Origin of the sequence: Enterobacter cloacae complex sp. Mu1197, from assembly GCF_040059225.1 — a bacterium.
In the GTDB taxonomy this organism is placed as follows: Bacteria; Pseudomonadota; Gammaproteobacteria; order Enterobacterales; family Enterobacteriaceae; genus Enterobacter; species Enterobacter quasiroggenkampii.
Genome location: NZ_CP157375.1, coordinates 1821685 through 1838408, shown reverse-complemented (window position 1 = coordinate 1838408; position 16724 = coordinate 1821685). Strand labels below are relative to the sequence as shown.

Annotated in this window: 15 protein-coding genes; 10 read left to right on the top strand and 5 right to left on the bottom strand. The window is 55.8% G+C overall.

The genetic code is table 11. From position 1 onward, the window contains the following. Positions 1 to 27 precede the first annotated feature (27 nt). The 5 genes from hflD to ABFV38_RS08650 all read left to right on the top strand — a co-directional run bounded on the left by hflD (position 28) and on the right by ABFV38_RS08650 (position 5519). Positions 28 to 657, top strand: a complete 630-nt coding sequence (gene hflD / locus ABFV38_RS08670; protein ID WP_008500756.1) for a high frequency lysogenization protein HflD — start codon at positions 28 to 30, stop codon at positions 655 to 657. Between the two features lie 19 nt (positions 658 to 676). Beyond that, complete coding sequence (gene purB, locus ABFV38_RS08665) at positions 677 to 2047, top strand: adenylosuccinate lyase (protein WP_045910223.1); 1371 nt, start codon at positions 677 to 679, stop codon at positions 2045 to 2047. A 123-nt stretch (positions 2048 to 2170) separates the two neighbouring features. Further along, positions 2171 to 2842: a two-component system response regulator PhoP gene (gene phoP / locus ABFV38_RS08660; protein ID WP_024908594.1), complete on the top strand. Its 672-nt coding sequence runs from the start codon at positions 2171 to 2173 to the stop codon at positions 2840 to 2842. Next, a complete protein-coding gene (gene phoQ, locus ABFV38_RS08655; protein ID WP_045417076.1) occupies positions 2843 to 4306 on the top strand; it encodes a two-component system sensor histidine kinase PhoQ in 1464 nt (487 codons plus the stop codon). It begins immediately after the preceding gene. Between the two features lie 91 nt (positions 4307 to 4397). Further along, the gene (locus tag ABFV38_RS08650; RefSeq protein WP_348959140.1) at positions 4398 to 5519 is read left to right on the top strand and encodes a cupin domain-containing protein; all 1122 of its coding nucleotides are present in this window, start codon (positions 4398 to 4400) and stop codon (positions 5517 to 5519) included. A gap of 87 nt (positions 5520 to 5606) precedes the next feature. Here the strand turns inward: ABFV38_RS08650 and ABFV38_RS08645 are convergent, their stop codons facing one another. Together ABFV38_RS08645 and pepT are read right to left on the bottom strand one after the other, a co-directional pair. After that, the gene (locus ABFV38_RS08645; protein ID WP_348959139.1) at positions 5607 to 6098 is read right to left on the bottom strand and encodes a transposase; all 492 of its coding nucleotides are present in this window, start codon (positions 6096 to 6098) and stop codon (positions 5607 to 5609) included. A gap of 96 nt (positions 6099 to 6194) precedes the next feature. Further along, a complete protein-coding gene (gene pepT, locus ABFV38_RS08640) occupies positions 6195 to 7418 on the bottom strand; it encodes a peptidase T (protein ID WP_348959138.1) in 1224 nt (407 codons plus the stop codon). A 237-nt stretch (positions 7419 to 7655) separates the two neighbouring features. Between pepT and potA the strand changes: the two genes are divergently transcribed. Genes potA through potD form a run of 4 tightly spaced genes read left to right on the top strand, consistent with a single transcriptional unit; the run spans position 7656 to position 11458 of the window. After that, the gene (potA, locus tag ABFV38_RS08635) at positions 7656 to 8798 is read left to right on the top strand and encodes a spermidine/putrescine ABC transporter ATP-binding protein PotA (RefSeq protein WP_348959408.1); all 1143 of its coding nucleotides are present in this window, start codon (positions 7656 to 7658) and stop codon (positions 8796 to 8798) included. After that, positions 8782 to 9639: a spermidine/putrescine ABC transporter permease PotB gene (gene potB / locus ABFV38_RS08630; RefSeq protein WP_348959137.1), complete on the top strand. Its 858-nt coding sequence runs from the start codon at positions 8782 to 8784 to the stop codon at positions 9637 to 9639. Before potA ends, potB begins: the two co-directional genes overlap by 17 nt. Continuing rightward, complete coding sequence (gene potC, locus ABFV38_RS08625) at positions 9636 to 10427, top strand: spermidine/putrescine ABC transporter permease PotC (RefSeq protein WP_008500765.1); 792 nt, start codon at positions 9636 to 9638, stop codon at positions 10425 to 10427. The genes potB and potC overlap by 4 nt, the downstream gene beginning before the upstream one ends. After that, positions 10424 to 11458, top strand: coding sequence for a spermidine/putrescine ABC transporter substrate-binding protein PotD (gene potD / locus ABFV38_RS08620; protein WP_045910216.1), 1035 nt, complete (start codon positions 10424 to 10426; stop codon positions 11456 to 11458). Before potC ends, potD begins: the two co-directional genes overlap by 4 nt. Positions 11459 to 11505: 47 nt before the next feature. On the opposite strand, the gene ABFV38_RS08615 is transcribed toward potD, so the two are convergent. Further along, positions 11506 to 12735 (bottom strand): HDOD domain-containing protein, encoded by a 1230-nt coding sequence (locus tag ABFV38_RS08615; RefSeq protein ID WP_348959134.1) that lies wholly within the window; start codon positions 12733 to 12735, stop codon positions 11506 to 11508. Between the two features lie 237 nt (positions 12736 to 12972). On the opposite strand from ABFV38_RS08615, the gene ABFV38_RS08610 reads away from it, so the two are divergent. Then, the gene (locus ABFV38_RS08610; protein ID WP_348959132.1) at positions 12973 to 14904 is read left to right on the top strand and encodes a methyl-accepting chemotaxis protein; all 1932 of its coding nucleotides are present in this window, start codon (positions 12973 to 12975) and stop codon (positions 14902 to 14904) included. A gap of 45 nt (positions 14905 to 14949) precedes the next feature. Here ABFV38_RS08610 and cobB read toward each other — a convergent pair whose 3' ends face one another. Further along, positions 14950 to 15771 (bottom strand): Sir2 family NAD+-dependent deacetylase, encoded by an 822-nt coding sequence (gene cobB / locus ABFV38_RS08605; protein ID WP_021240739.1) that lies wholly within the window; start codon positions 15769 to 15771, stop codon positions 14950 to 14952. Positions 15772 to 15785: 14 nt separating this feature from the next. Then, complete coding sequence (gene nagK, locus ABFV38_RS08600; protein WP_023292773.1) at positions 15786 to 16697, bottom strand: N-acetylglucosamine kinase; 912 nt, start codon at positions 16695 to 16697, stop codon at positions 15786 to 15788. Positions 16698 to 16724 lie beyond the last annotated feature (27 nt).

Below are 16724 nucleotides of genomic sequence, written 5' to 3'. Positions count from 1 at the left end.
AGCGATTGCACACATAAAGGAGACCGTGTGGCGAAGAACTACTATGACATCACCCTGGCGCTGGCGGGAATTTGCCAGTCAGCCCGTCTGGTGCAACAGCTGGCGCATCAGGGTCATTGCGACGCTGACGCCCTGCACGTTTCACTCAACAGCGTTATCGACCTCAACCCCGGTTCAACCCTGGGCGTGTTCGGTGGCAGTGAAACCAATCTTCGTCTCGGTCTTGAAACCCTGCTTGGCGTGCTCAACGCCAGCAGCCGTCAGGGGTTAAACGCAGAGCTGACCCGCTACACGTTGAGCCTGATGGTGCTGGAGCGTAAGCTGAGCGCAGCAAAAGGCGCGCTTAATACCCTGGGCGATCGCATTGCCGGGCTACAGCGTCAGCTCGATCATTTTGACCTGCAGTCCGACACGCTGCTGAGCGCCATGGCCGGCATTTATGTTGACGTCATCAGCCCGCTGGGACCGCGTATACAGGTCACCGGCTCCCCTGCCGTGCTGCAAAGTCCGCAGGTACAGGCAAAAGTGCGCGCGTCCCTGCTGGCTGGGATCCGCGCTGCCGTGCTGTGGCACCAGGTTGGCGGTGGCCGCCTGCAGCTAATGTTTTCTCGTAATCGCCTGACCACTCAGGCAAAACAAATTCTTGCTCATTGTTAACCTCCCGGAGTTGCGAATTATGGAATTATCCTCACTGACCGCCGTATCCCCTGTCGATGGACGCTACGGCGATAAAGTCAGCGCGCTGCGCGGGATCTTCAGCGAATATGGTTTGCTGAAGTTCCGTGTTCAGGTTGAAGTACGCTGGCTGCAAAAGCTGGCCGCCCAGGCAGCAATCAAGGAAGTTCCTGCTTTTGATGAAAAGGCAAACGATTACCTTGATAAAATCGTTGCCGACTTCAATGAAGAAGATGCCGCGCGCATTAAAACCATTGAGCGCACCACCAACCACGACGTGAAGGCGGTCGAGTACTTCCTGAAGGAGAAAGTGGAAAGCGTTCCTGCGCTGCACGCCGTGTCTGAGTTCATCCACTTCGCCTGTACGTCTGAAGACATCAACAACCTGTCGCACGCCCTGATGCTTTCTACCGCGCGCAAAGAGGTGGTGCTGCCTTACTGGCGTAAAATCATCGACGCGGTGAAAGCGCTGTCCGTGGAATACCGCGACATTCCGCTGCTCTCCCGTACCCACGGCCAGCCAGCCACCCCATCCACGATGGGTAAAGAGATGGCGAACGTCGCGTACCGTATGGAGCGCCAGTATCGTCAACTGGAACAGGTTGAAATTCTGGGCAAAATCAACGGCGCGGTCGGTAACTATAACGCCCACATCGCCGCGTATCCGGAAGTGGACTGGCACCAGTTCAGCGAAGAGTTCGTGACCTCTCTGGGCATTCAGTGGAACCCGTACACTACCCAGATTGAGCCGCACGACTATATCGCCGAACTGTTTGACTGCATCGCGCGCTTCAACACCATCCTGATCGACTTCGATCGTGACGTGTGGGGCTACATCGCCCTGAACCACTTCAAACAGAAAACCATCGCGGGTGAAATCGGCTCTTCCACCATGCCGCACAAAGTGAACCCGATCGACTTCGAAAACTCCGAAGGCAACCTGGGTCTGGCGAATGCCGTGCTGCAGCATATGGCAAGCAAACTGCCGGTATCCCGCTGGCAGCGCGACCTGACCGACTCCACCGTGCTGCGTAACCTGGGCGTGGGCATCGGCTACGCGCTGATTGCGTACCAGTCCACCCTGAAAGGCGTGAGCAAGCTGGAAGTGAACCGCGATCGTCTGCTGGACGAACTGGATCACAACTGGGAAGTGCTGGCGGAGCCGATTCAGACCGTGATGCGTCGTTATGGCATCGAAAAACCGTACGAAAAACTGAAAGAGCTGACCCGCGGCAAACGCGTTGACGCCGAAGGTATGAAGCAGTTCATCGACGGCCTGGCGCTGCCGGAAGAAGAGAAAACCCGCCTGAAGGCGATGACTCCGGCGAACTACATTGGCCGCGCCATCACCATGGTTGACGAGCTGAAGTAATCTCCTCTCCCCCCTTTCCGCCCGGAAAGGGGGTTGCTTTTCCCCGGTTTACTCAATGTTTATCCCCACAGCAACATAATCAGCGTTAAACTATTCATACTATTTATTCTGGGAGAAAAGATGATGCGCGTACTGGTTGTTGAGGATAACGCATTGCTACGTCATCACCTGAAGGTTCAGCTTCAGGAGATGGGACATCAGGTGGACGATGCTGAAGATGCAAAAGAAGCCGATTATTATCTCAATGAACACCTGCCGGATATCGCCATTGTCGATTTAGGGTTGCCTGATGAAGACGGTCTGTCGTTGATTCGTCGCTGGCGCAGCCACGATGTTTCTCTGCCGGTTCTGGTGCTGACCGCCCGTGAAGGCTGGCAGGATAAGGTCGAAGTGCTCAGCGCGGGTGCGGATGATTACGTCACCAAGCCGTTCCATATTGAAGAGGTGGCGGCCCGCATGCAGGCGCTGCTTCGTCGCAACAGCGGGCTGGCGTCTCAGGTTATCTCCATCCCGCCTTTCCAGGTCGATCTCTCCCGCCGGGAATTATCCATCAATGATGAAGTGATCAAGCTCACCGCTTTCGAATACACCATCATGGAGACGCTGATCCGTAACAACGGCAAGGTCGTGAGCAAAGACTCCTTAATGCTACAGCTCTATCCTGATGCTGAACTGCGTGAGAGCCATACCATTGACGTGCTGATGGGACGTTTACGTAAGAAAATTCAGGCGCAATATCCACAGGATGTGATTACCACCGTCCGTGGTCAGGGCTACCTGTTCGAATTACGCTAAATGAGACGGATCTTGCGCCATATTTTGCCCCTCTCGCTGCGGGTGCGCTTTTTACTGGCAACGGCAGCCGTCGTGCTGGTGCTGTCGCTCTCCTACGGCATGGTCGCCCTGGTGGGCTACAGCGTCAGCTTTGATAAAACCACCTTTCGCCTGCTGCGTGGCGAAAGCAATCTGTTTTATACCCTGGCGAAGTGGGAAGACAATAAAATCACCGTCGAAATGCCGGAAAACCTCAATCAGCAGAGCCCCACGCTGGCCCTGATTTATGACGAAAAGGGGAAGCTACTGTGGGCACAGCGGGACATTCCGTGGCTGGTCAAAAGCATTCGTCCGGACTGGCTTAAAACCAACGGGTTTCATGAAATTGAAGCCGATCTCAACACCACCAGCTCGCTGATCCGTGAAGATCGCTCCCTGCAGCAAAAGCTGAACGAGATCCGCGCCGACGATGCCGAAACGGAGATGACGCACTCCGTCGCAATTAACCTCTATCCGGCGACGCTAAACATGCCGCAGTTGACCATCGTGGTGATCGACACCATTCCGGTCGAGCTGAAGCGTTCTTATATGGTCTGGAGCTGGTTCATCTACGTTCTGGCGGCAAATCTGCTGCTGGTGATCCCGCTGCTGTGGGTGGCGGCGTGGTGGAGCTTGCGCCCTATTGAATCACTGGCGAAAGAGGTTCGCGAGCTGGAAGAACATCATCGCGAAAAGCTTAATCCGGAAACCACCCGCGAGCTCACCAGCCTGGTGCGAAACCTCAACCGCCTGCTGAAAAGTGAACGCGAACGCTATGATAAATACCGTACGACGCTTACCGACCTGACCCACAGCCTGAAAACCCCGCTCGCGGTCATGCAAAGCACCCTGCGTTCCATGCGCAGTTCGAAGCTGAGCGTTGACGATGCCGAGCCGGTGATGCTGGAGCAGATCAGCCGTATTTCCCAGCAAATTGGCTATTACCTCCACCGCGCCAGCATGCGTTCCGGCAGCGCGCTGCTGAGCCGCGAGCTGCATCCGGTCGCCCCGCTTCTGGATAACCTCACGTCTGCCCTCAACAAGGTGTATCAGCGTAAAGGGGTGAACATTAGCCTCGATATCTCGCCAGAGATAAGCTTTGTGGGTGAAAAAAATGACTTCATGGAAGTGATGGGTAACCTGCTGGATAACGCCTGCAAATACTGTCTGGAGTTCGTGGAAGTGTCGGCGCGGCAGACGGATAACGAACTGCATATCATCGTTGAGGATGATGGCCCGGGGATCCCGCGCAATAAACGTGATGTGGTGTTCGATCGCGGCCAACGCGCCGATACGCTACGTCCTGGCCAGGGCGTTGGATTAGCCGTCGCGCGTGAGATTGTCGATCAGTACGACGGGAAAATCGAAACCAGTGAAAGTTTGCTGGGCGGCGCGCGAATGGAGGTCATTTTTGGTCGCCAGCAGCCCACATCGAACGATAGTTAACCCGTTATGTGAAAAATGCGAGGATCTCGCAGCCGGGGGGCTGAGCTTCCGTTATAATCCGAGTCAGTAAGAGCCTGCGGAATAAAAAAATATGGATTATCACTTAACGCTTAACTGGCCCGAGTTTATTGAACGTTACTGGCAAAAACGCCCGGTCGTTCTGAAGCGCGGGTTCAGCAATTTTGTCGACCCCATCTCGCCTGACGAGCTGGCCGGTCTGGCCATGGAAAACGAAGTCGACAGCCGTCTGGTCAGCCACCAGGACGGGAAATGGCAGGTTAGCCACGGTCCTTTCGAAAGCTACGATCACCTCGGTGAAAACAACTGGTCGCTGCTGGTGCAGGCGGTCAACCACTGGCACGAGCCAACGGCCGCCTTAATGCGTCCGTTCCGCGCCCTGCCCGACTGGCGCATGGACGATCTGATGATCTCCTTCTCCGTTCCTGGCGGTGGCGTCGGTCCGCATCTGGACCAGTACGACGTGTTTATTATTCAGGGTACGGGTCGCCGCCGCTGGCGCGTGGGCGAAAAAGTCCCCATGAAGCAGCACTGCCCGCATCCGGACCTGCTTCAGGTTGACCCGTTTGACGGGATTATCGACGAAGAGCTGGAGCCGGGTGACATTCTCTACATTCCACCGGGATTCCCTCACGAAGGCTACTCCCTGGAGAACTCCCTCAACTACTCCGTCGGGTTCCGCGCGCCAAGCGGCCGCGAGATGATCAGCGGATTTGCCGACTATGTTCTGCAGCGCGAGCTGGGCAGCTATCGTTACAGCGACCCTAATGTGCCTGCACGCGAGCATCCGGCCGATATCCTGCCCGCAGAGCTGGATAAGCTGCGCGGCATGATGCTGGATCTGATTAACGAGCCGGAGCACTTCAAACAGTGGTTTGGCGAGTTTATCAGCCAGTCCCGCCACGAGCTGGACGTTGCACCACCGGAGCCGCCTTATCAGGCTGACGAGATTTATGATGCGCTTCAGCAGGGCGACAAGCTGACGCGCCTGGGCGGACTACGCGTGCTGCGTATTGGTGAGGACGTGTTCGTCAACGGCGAGAAGCTGGACTCTCCACACCGTCCGGCGCTGGAAGCGATTGCCAGCCATCTGGTGCTGACTGCCGATACCTTTGGCGATGCGCTGGAAGACCCATCCTTCCTCGCGATGCTGGCCGCACTGGTCAACAGCGGGTACTGGTTCTTTGAGGACTGAGTCGTGATATTTGCCGGGTGGCGGCTTCGCCTTACCCGGCCTACATTCGGATCGTAGGCCCGGTAAGCGTAGCGCCACCGGGCGTTTTTATCGACGCTCACCCGCCGCAAAATCCTCGATCTCTCCTGCCCAATCCACCGGATACAACCCTTCAGCCACGTCCCGATGAAACGTTGAAAACGGCCAGTCGCTGACTTTACCCACAAAGCCGTGCTTCAGCGGATTGACGTAAATGTAATCCACATGCCGTCGGTAGTCCTCTTCGTTTCGGATAGTGTGTTCCCAGAATCGTGGCTGCCAGATATGGCGCATGTCGACGTTGCGGCTGAACGTCTTTTTGATATCCCGCCAGCGAGCAGAAAAATCACTGTCTCCTTCCGGTAGGGTCCAGATACAGTGCATGTGTTCAGGCAGAATAACCCACGCGTTGATGGTGAAGGGCTTCGCACGCTTAACCGTTGAGACGGCGGAACGCAGGCTATCGATATGACGGGTAAGCAAATCGCTCTGACGATTTTGCAGGTTGACGGTGAAGAACCCGGTTCCACCGGGGACGTAATGGCGACGGTAGTTTGACATGGGCACTCCTTGCCTCAATGCCGGGTGGCGGCTTCGCCTTACCCGGCCTACATTCGGATCGTAGGCCCGGTAAGCGTAGCGCCACCGGGCGTTTTTTTAGCGTTTCGCGGTCAACTCCGCGATCCGCACAATCACCTGCACCGCCTTTTCCATCCCTTCCAGCGTCACAAACTCATGTTTGCCATGGTAGTTATAGCCACCGGTAAACAGGTTCGGGCACGGTAGCCCCATGAATGACAGCTGAGAACCGTCGGTGCCGCCGCGAATCGGCTTCAGCTGCGGTTCAATATCGCAGTCGCGCATCGCCTGCTGGGCGATATCGAGAATATGCGGATGCGCCATCACCTTCTCGCGCATATTGTAATAGCTGTCTTCGATGATGAGCTCAATATAGCAGTCAGGATGCAGGCCCTTGCCCACCTTCCTGGCGATCTCCATCATCTTACGCTTGCGCGCCTCAAAGGCTTTACGGTCGAAATCGCGGATGATGTAGTGCATCTGCGCGCTGTCCACGGTGCCTTTGATGCTGGTCAGGTGATAGAACCCTTCATACCCCTCGGTCTGTTCGGGGCTCTCTTCCGCCGGGACTTCCGCATGAATTCGCGACGCCAGCGACAGCGCATTCACCATGACGCCTTTCGCCGAACCGGGGTGAACGTTGTTGCCGACAATTTTGATCGTCACTGAGGCAGCGTTGAAGTTTTCATACTCCAGCTCACCGACGCCGCCACCGTCAACGGTGTAGGCCCACTGCGCGTTAAAGGCGTCAACGTCGAAGTGCTTCGCGCCCTTGCCGACCTCTTCATCCGGCGTAAAGGCCACGCGGATATCGCCGTGCGGGATATCTTTGCCCTTCAGCACCGCCAGCGCCGTCATGATTTCTGCGATCCCCGCTTTATCATCCGCCCCCAGCAGCGTTTTTCCGTCGGTGGTGATCAGCGTCTGGCCCAGCAGCTGGTGCAGCACCGGGAACATGACGGGCGAGAGCACTTCATCGCCTATGCCCAGCGCAATGTCGCCGCCGCGGTAGTTTTCAACAATCTGCGGGTTCACATGTTTACCGCTAAAATCCGGAGAGGTGTCGACATGGGAGATAAAGCCAATCGCCGGAATGTCACCCGGGACATTCGCCGGCAGCGTTCCCATCACAGTGCCTTTCTCGCTTAACGTGACGTTGACCAGCCCCATGGCGTCAAGCTGCTCTTTAAGCAGGTTTAATAACTTCCACTGGCCTTCGGTGCTCGGCACCTGGCGAACACCCGGTTTAGATTGGGTATCCAGCGAAACGTACTGTAAAAAACGCTCAAGTAATTTATCCATGCAGTCACCCTCACTTTTTGTGACAACATTATCAATAAGCATCAAAACGCAAATATTGCGTCAGGTCACTTTTATCCCGCAAACGAGAATATTTTCCGTTTATATCGTTATGCGTTAGTAAATGTAGCTTATGAATCAGTGACAAGGATTGGCGATTGCAAGGGATTGCCGTAGAATGTCCGCCCTCATTACGAGTCACCAAGGTGGTTACACACAAACCCCGCTTCAGTCTGCTGCCTGAGGCGTCTATATGGGACAGCGCAAAAATTGAATACACAAACCCGTTCACCGCTGGTGAAACTGGAACGAATTCGTAAAAGTTTTGATGGCAAGGACGTCATTTCCGACCTCACTCTCACCATCAATGACGGTGAGTTTCTGACGCTGCTAGGCCCCTCCGGCTGCGGCAAAACAACCGTACTGCGCCTTATCGCCGGGCTGGAAAGCGTCGATAACGGCCATATCCATCTTGAAAACCAGGACATCACCCAGGTTCCCGCCGAAGACCGCCACGTCAACACTGTCTTTCAGAGCTATGCCCTCTTCCCGCACATGACCGTGTTTGAAAACGTGGCGTTTGGCCTGCGGATGCAAAAAACCCCGGCGAATGAAATCGAACCGCGCGTCACCGAAGCCCTGCGCATGGTGCAGCTCGAGACGTTTGCCCAGCGAAAACCGCATCAGCTTTCCGGCGGCCAGCAGCAGCGCGTGGCCATCGCCCGCGCCGTAGTCAACAAGCCGCGTCTGCTCCTGCTGGATGAATCCCTCTCCGCGCTGGATTACAAGCTGCGCAAGCAGATGCAGAACGAGCTCAAGGCTCTGCAGCGCAAGCTCGGCATTACCTTTGTCTTCGTCACCCATGACCAGGAAGAGGCCCTGACCATGTCCGACCGCATCGTGGTGATGCGTGACGGTAAAATCGAGCAGGACGGCACGCCGCGTGAAATCTACGAAGAGCCGAAGAACCTGTTTGTCGCCAGCTTCATTGGTGAAATCAATATCTTCGACGCCACGGTGATCGAACGTCTGGACGACCAGCGCGTCCGGGCCCGCGTCGAAGGACGGGAGTGCGCCATCACAGTGAATTTCCCCGTCGAAAAGGGACAAAAGCTCAACGTTCTGCTGCGCCCGGAAGATCTGCGCGTCGATGAAATCCACGGCAACGCCGAGGCCGAAGGGTTAATCGGCTATATCCGCGAGCGCAACTACAAAGGGATGACGCTGGAGTCTGTCGTCGAGCTGGAGAACGGCAAAATGGTGATGGTCAGCGAGTTCTTTAACGAGGACGACCCTGATTTCGACCACTCTCTCGACCAGAAAATGGTTATCAACTGGGTAGAAAGCTGGGAGGTTGTACTGGCTGATGAAGAACACCAGTAAGTTCCAGAATGTGGTGATTGCCACGATCGTCGGTTGGCTTGTGTTGTTTGTCTTTCTCCCCAACCTGATGATTATCGCCACCAGCTTCCTGACCCGCGACGATACCCATTTCGTTTCGCTGGTCTTTACGCTGGACAACTACGTGCGCCTGCTCGATCCGCTCTATTTTGACGTGCTGCTGCACTCGCTGAATATGGCGCTGATTGCCACGATTGCCTGCCTGGTGCTGGGTTATCCGTTCGCATGGTTCCTCGCGGGTCTGCCGCAAAAGGTGCGGCCCCTGCTGCTGTTTTTACTGATTGTGCCGTTCTGGACCAACTCGCTGATTCGCATCTACGGGCTGAAAATCTTCCTCAGCACCAAAGGCTACCTCAATGAATTTCTGCTGTGGCTGGGAGTGATCGATACGCCGATCCGCATCATGTTCACCCCAAGCGCGGTGATTATCGGTCTGGTCTATATCCTGCTGCCGTTTATGGTGATGCCGCTCTATTCCAGCATTGAGAAGCTGGATAAACCGCTGCTGGAAGCGGCAAAAGATCTGGGTGCCAACAGGTTCCAGACCTTTATCCGCATTATCATCCCGCTGACCATGCCCGGCATTATCGCGGGCTGTCTGCTGGTGATGCTCCCGGCGATGGGCTTGTTCTACGTTTCTGACCTGATGGGCGGGGCGAAAAACCTGCTGATTGGGAATGTGATCAAGAGCCAGTTCCTCAACATCCGCGACTGGCCGTTCGGGTCCGCCACCAGCATCACGCTGACGGTGGTGATGGGTCTGATGCTGCTGGTCTACTGGCGCGCCTCACGGCTGCTGAATAAGAAGGTGGAACTCGAATGATCGGTCGACTGCTTCGCGGCGGTTTTATGACCGCCATTTACGCTTACCTGTATATCCCGATCATTATTTTGATCGTGAACTCGTTTAACAGCTCGCGCTTTGGGATTAACTGGCAGGGCTTTACCACCGACTGGTACAGCCTGCTGATGAACAATGACAGCCTGCTGCAGGCCGCTCAGCACTCGCTGACGATGGCGATCTTCTCCGCCACCTTCGCCACGCTGATTGGCTCCCTGACCGCCGTGGCGCTCTATCGCTATCGCTTTCGCGGTAAGCCGTTCGTCAGCGGCATGCTGTTTGTGGTGATGATGTCGCCGGACATCGTGATGGCGATTTCGCTGCTGGTGCTGTTTATGCTGCTGGGTGTACAGCTTGGCTTCTGGTCGCTGCTGTTTTCCCATATCACCTTCTGCCTGCCGTTTGTGGTGGTGACCGTCTTTGCGCGCCTGAAAGGGTTCGACGTGCGCATGCTGGAGGCGGCGAAAGATCTGGGCGCCAGCGAAATGACCATCCTGCGCAAAATCATCCTGCCGCTGGCGATGCCCGCCGTGGCGGCCGGATGGCTGCTGAGCTTTACCCTGTCGATGGATGACGTGGTGGTTTCCTCCTTCGTGACCGGGCCGAGCTATGAAATTCTGCCGTTGAAAATCTATTCGATGGTGAAAGTCGGCGTTTCACCTGAGGTGAACGCGCTGGCGACCATTCTGCTGGTGTTTTCGCTGGTTCTGGTGATCGCCAGCCAGGTTATTGCTCGTGATAAAACAAAATCTCAGGGGACAATGAAATGAAAAAAATGCTCGCCGCTGCGGCGCTGGTGCTTGGCATGGGTGCCGCGCACGCTGATGACAGCAAAACACTCTACTTCTACAACTGGACCGAGTATGTGCCGCCGGGACTGCTGGAACAGTTCACCAAAGAGACGGGCATCAAGGTGATCTACTCGACCTACGAGTCGAATGAAACCATGTATGCCAAGCTCAAAACCTACAAAGACGGCGCATACGATCTGGTGGTTCCTTCCACCTACTTTGTCGACAAAATGCGCAAAGAGGGCATGATCCAGAAGATCGATAAAACGAAGCTAACCCATTTTTCAAACCTCGATCCGGAGATGCTCAACAAGCCGTTTGACCCGAATAACGACTACTCCATTCCGTATATCTGGGGGGCAACCGCGATTGGCGTTAACAGCGAGGCCGTCGACCCGAAATCGGTGACAAGCTGGGCCGACCTGTGGAAACCGGAGTACAAAGGCAGCCTGTTGTTGACCGACGACGCACGTGAAGTGTTCCAGATCGCGCTGCGCAAGCTGGGCTACTCGGGCAATACGACGGATCCAAAAGAGATTGAAGCGGCGTATACCGAGCTGAAAAAGCTGATGCCTAACGTGGCGGCATTCAACTCCGATAACCCGGCAAACCCGTATATGGAAGGCGAAGTGAACCTGGGGATGGTGTGGAACGGTTCCGCGTATGTCGCCCGCCAGGCCGGTACGCCGCTTGAGGTTGTCTGGCCAAAAGAGGGCGGGATTTTCTGGATGGACAGTCTTTCAATCCCGGCCAACGCGAAAAACGTGGACGGGGCGCATAAGCTGATCGACTTCCTGCTGCGCCCTGACGTGGCGAAACAGGTTGCCGAGACGATTGGCTACCCGACGCCCAACCTGGCCGCACGCAAGCTGCTGAAGCCTGACGTGGCTAACGATAAGTCGCTCTACCCGGACGCCGAAACCATCAGCAAAGGTGAATGGCAGAACGATGTCGGCGACGCCAGCCGCCTCTACGAAGAGTATTACCAGAAGTTAAAAGCGGGCCGCTAAACGGTCTCGCGCCCCTCCTCACGCCGCCTGTACGGCGTGAGGGGGAATTAACTGACCGCATTCTCTCCTGCCCAGATCGTCGCCTTTCGCATCGCCTCCACCACCTCCTCATCAGACAGACCCAGCGCCTGACGAACCCGGGTTGCCTCGTCCCAGCGCTGCTGTTCATAGTAGCGACAGAGGTTGATCATGTCGGCTAACTGCCCCTCCTGATAGCACAGCGCGTTGCTCACGCTCTGCGGTACCGCAATTTGCTTCATCAACTCGGCCATCGGCAGCTCAAGAAGGGTATCGAGCAAAGAAAACAGGCCGCACATGAACGCATTTTCAGCCAGAATCGGGTCTTTCATCGTCTCTGCAATCAGTTCGCAGAACTTGCCGCGCATCATGCTTAACGGGTAAAGCTCGCTGACGGTGTCATTACCCGCACTGGCGAGGACCACGACGGCAACAAACCGTCGGAGCTGATTTTCGCCAAGATACCTGAGCACCTCGCTCAGGGTTAACTTGCTGAAATTACAGGCGCCGACATGTTTAAACGCCGTATGCTTCATATAGCGCATGATTTTATAAGAGAGCGTCAGATCCGTTTTTATCAACGACTCGATGATTCGAAAATCAGGTTTATTGCGTCCGACCTCCATTTGCAGCCGGAAAATCGCCAGCTGATTTTGCGACAGCCGTTTATATTTAATGACCTCAGGACGGCAGAAAAAATAGCCCTGAAACAGAGAGAACCCCTCGTCCCTGTATTGGTTGAATTCCTCTTTAGTCTCAACTTTTTCAGCGAGATATTTAATATGACCGGTCAGATGTTTACGTGCTTTCAGATACGCTTTAATTTGCGCTAAAGTATAATTTCTGACGTCGAATTTCAGGATCGAAATATAGGGTAAAAAAGCATCCCATTCTGGCGCAAGGGTGAAATCATCAAGCGCAAACTGGTAGCCATGCGCATTCATCTCCCTGACGGCCTGCAGCAGTTCGGCCCCCGGCACAGCATCTTCAAGGATCTCAATCACCACGCTCTCTTTATCAAGCGCTTCGCCACTGCGGTCAATGACCATCCTTGAAGGGAAATTAATAAACGACGTATGTGCCCCGGCGATGCGCTGGGACGGCACACATAAAAACTGATCGGATATCATCCTGGACGTGGCATATTCCGCCGACACATCCGGAAAACGATTTGTCATCCCGTCTCTGAAAAGCAGCTCATAGGCCACGGTATTCATCTCTGGGTTAAAAATGGGTTGTCGCGCGATAAATCCGTACATATCCCATCCTCCTCTACCACTTAATATTTATTAGCATCCTCTTTCTACACGATGATAACGAGCATTATCGAGCGCTATTTTGATTGAATGCACAAAATAAAAGCATCCACACTAATTAACGGGATTTAATATTCTGGAATTTAAATTAAATATATCCGGCGCTCTACAGAAAGAGAACGAAATATCCGATAAGTACTGTGTGCCTGCCCGACATGCACGACATTACGGGAGATGAGAATGAAAGACGCCATGGTCCGAAAACAAAAAATAAGAGTCAAGACGTTGATGCTATTGTCCATTTTCCTCACCGTGACGGTGGGCTTTACGGCAACGATCGGGTTTATGATGTGGCAGTGGATGGCGCAGCAAGAGGTGCTGGCCAAAAAACATATCCGCCAGATAGCCGAGGTACAGGCTTTACAGGTCAGCAAACAGCTGGATTCCGCCCTGACTGCCGCCCGGGATATGGGCAACAGCGCCCTGGCGCTGCGCGAGGCGGGGGTATCCGATCGCCAGAGCCTGAACCAGCTGCTCATCCACTACCTCTCGGCTCACCCGTCGTTTCTCTCCATGTCGATGGCCTTTGAGCCCAACGCGTTTGACGATAAAGATGCCGCCTTTGCCGGTCAGAGCGGTGAAGATCCTGCCGGGCGCTACGCCCGCTACGTCGACCGCGATGCCACCGGCAAACCGGCGTTGCACCTGCTGACGGACATCGAAACGCCCGGCAGCGGTGATTATTATCTGCTGCCGAAACAGCGGCATAAAGATGTGATCATCGAACCCTATATTTACCCCTACAACGGCGTGGACGTGATGCTCACCTCGATTGCCGCCCCCATCATGCGTGACGGTCAGTTTCTGGGCTCGGTCACCTCTGACTTCTCGCTCGCCACGCTGCAGTCCACGATCGGCGCAATTAAACCGTGGAACGGCACAGGCTACGCCCTCCTCCTGTCTGCGGGCAATAACGTGGTGTCCAGCCCGGACAAACGGGCTGCAGGCAAGTCTTACGCGGGTCAGATTGCCGGTCATGACGTCACCCGGGTAAACGATCCGCTGCTGAAGGAAGAGGTGTTTATCACCTGGCAGGACATCGCCGTCGGCAACAGCCAGACGCCGTGGAAACTGGCTATTATCACCCCGGTCAGCGAAGTGATGGCCGAAGCGCGCGCATTTTTACTGAAAGCCATCGTCCTGATGGTGTTAAGCATCATTGCGGTCAGCCTGGTGATGGCCCAGATCTTTACCCGCAAGGTTGACCGTCCGGTGGGGGGAGAACCTTCCGAGGCTGCCGGTATTGCTCTGGCCGTCGCCCGGGGAGATCTGAACAATGTCATCCCGGTACGTTCCGGGGATACCCACAGCATTTTTTATGCCCTGCACACCATGCAGACGCAGCTCAAGCGCATCGTCGGCAACATCAGCGAAGCCAGCCATTCGGTGCACGGCGGGACCAGCGAAATTTCGGCGGGCAACCTTGACCTCGCCTCGCGTACCGAAGAACAGGCGGCGGCGATTGTTGAAACAGCTGCCAGCATGGAAGAGATTTCGGTTACGGTGAAGAATAACGCCGACAACGCCCACAAGGCCACCACGCTGACCGATCGCGCCGCGAGCCTCGCCGGGCATGGCGAAACGCTGGTAAACGACGTGGTAATGGTGATCGGGGAGATTGATGAGAGCGCGCGTAAGATCGGTGAGATTAACAGCATCGTCGACGGCATCGCCTTCCAGACCAATATTCTGGCGCTGAATGCGGCCGTTGAAGCGGCGCGCGCAGGCGAACAGGGGCGCGGTTTCGCAGTTGTCGCAGGTGAAGTGCGCAATCTTGCCCAGCGAAGCGCTAACGCGGCCAAAGAAATCTCTCAACTGATTGCCGAGTCCTCAGGCCGCGTCAGCAAAGGCGTTGAGCTGGTCAATGAGACCGGCGTAATGATGAAACAGGTGATTGAGGCGGTGTCGCACGTGCATCTGGTCATCAACGACATTGTTCAGGCGCTGGACGAGCAGAATCGGGGGATTAGCCAGGTCAGTACCGCCGTTAACCAGATGGACAGCACCACCCAGCAGAACGCTTCACTGGTTCAGCAGATCTCAGCGGCGGCGCTCTCGCTGGACGAGCAGGCTAAATCGCTGGAGAAGACGCTGGCGTTCTTTCATTCTTAAATAAAAAGGCACCCGTCCAGCGGGTGCCTTTTCACGCGATTCGCGTTACAGCCCTTTCAGCAGCTTGTCGACAAACTCCGGAACAACCGTGCTTGCCAGGCCGTAGTGTTTCTCTTCAAATTCGCTACCCACCTGGCTTGGCTCAAGATTGAGTTCTACCGTATGCGCGCCGTGCAGTCGCGCTTCGTGGACAAACCCCGCCGCCGGATAAACATGACCGGATGTGCCGATGGCGATAAAAACGTCGGCCATAGCCAGCGCGCTGTAGATCTCATCCATTCCCAGCGGCATTTCGCCGAACCAGACCACGTGCGGACGCAGGCGCGACGGGAACTGGCAGCAGTGGCACTTATCCTCTGGCAGCACGTCCTCTTTCCAGTCCAGCACCTGACCGCTCCAGGCGCAGCGAACCTTGAGCAGCTCGCCGTGCATATGGATGATGTTCTTGTTACCGGCCCGCTCGTGAAGGTTGTCGATATTCTGCGTTACGAGCAGAAAACGATCGCCCAGCGCCTCTTCCAGCTTCGCCAGTGCCAGATGTGCCGCATTCGGCGCGACGTCAGGCTGCTGAAGCTGACGACGGCGGGCGTTATAAAACGCCTGCACGAGATCCGGGTCGCGGGCAAAGCCTTCCGGCGTGGCGACATCCTCCACGCGGTGCTCTTCCCACAACCCGTCCGCCGCGCGGAAGGTTCGAATTCCTGACTCGGCGGAGATCCCCGCCCCGGTCAGCACCACCACTCTGGGTTTATCCATCGCTTCTGGCATCATTCTGTCTCTGAAAAAGATCCGCTGGCGCAGACGCTCACGCAAGCGGCGTTTGTTTTTGCGAAAACGGCTGAGTCGACCCTGGCGACGCGACAGCATAGTAACCTCGTAAACTAATCGGTGAGATGAAGGAATGCGGCTCCGCGCATGCCTCCTGCGTCCCCGTGTCGCGCGCGTTCAATACGCGGCACGCGGGCAACCGGCAATAAGTGTCGGGGCAAACGCCCGGACAACCGTTCCGTAATCGCGGTAAAGTTTGAGAGCCCTCCCCCGATCACCAGCAGATCCGGGTCGACGATAGTGAGAATATTGCCCAGACATACCGCCAGCAGATCCAGATAGCGCTCGACGTGCTCACGCGCCTGCGCATCCCCTTGCTCCCAAAGGGTAATGATTTGAGGGGCCTCAAGTTTCTGATGATAGAAGTGTTCGTAAAGCCATGCAAACCCGCGGCCGGAAAGGTAGTTCTCAATACAGCCGTGCTGGCCACAGCCGCAGCGGGTTAGCGGAAAATCACGTCCCACCACCTCGAGGGCATCCACCGGCAGGCGAATATGACCAAACTCGCCGGTGATGTAGCTGCGGCCGGTGATGGGCTTACCGTTGATGACGATTCCGCCGCCGACGCCGGTACCGAGGATCAGCCCCATCACCAGCGGGTAGCGACGGAATTCATCATCCCAGGCTTCAGAGAGCGCGAAGCAGTTGGCATCGTTGTCTAAACGCACGTCGCGTTCAAGGAGAGCAGAGAGATCGGCGCGCAGCGGTTTACCGCTGGCGGCAGGCACGTTGGCCGCGTAAAGCGTACCGTCGTCGGTTTCCGGCATGCCCGGAATACCAATGCCGACGCTGCCTTTCACGCCAAAGCGTTCATCGGCCTGCGCCACCAGCGCGGCAATGGCGGTTAAAAATTCGTCGTAGCTGTCGCGCGGCGTGGGAACGCGGGTTTCCCACTGCAGTTTGAGGTCTTTATCAAACACGCCGAGCGCAATCTTGGTGCCGCCAATATCAAATCCATAATACATAACGCATTCCTCTTTCGATCTGGCGAC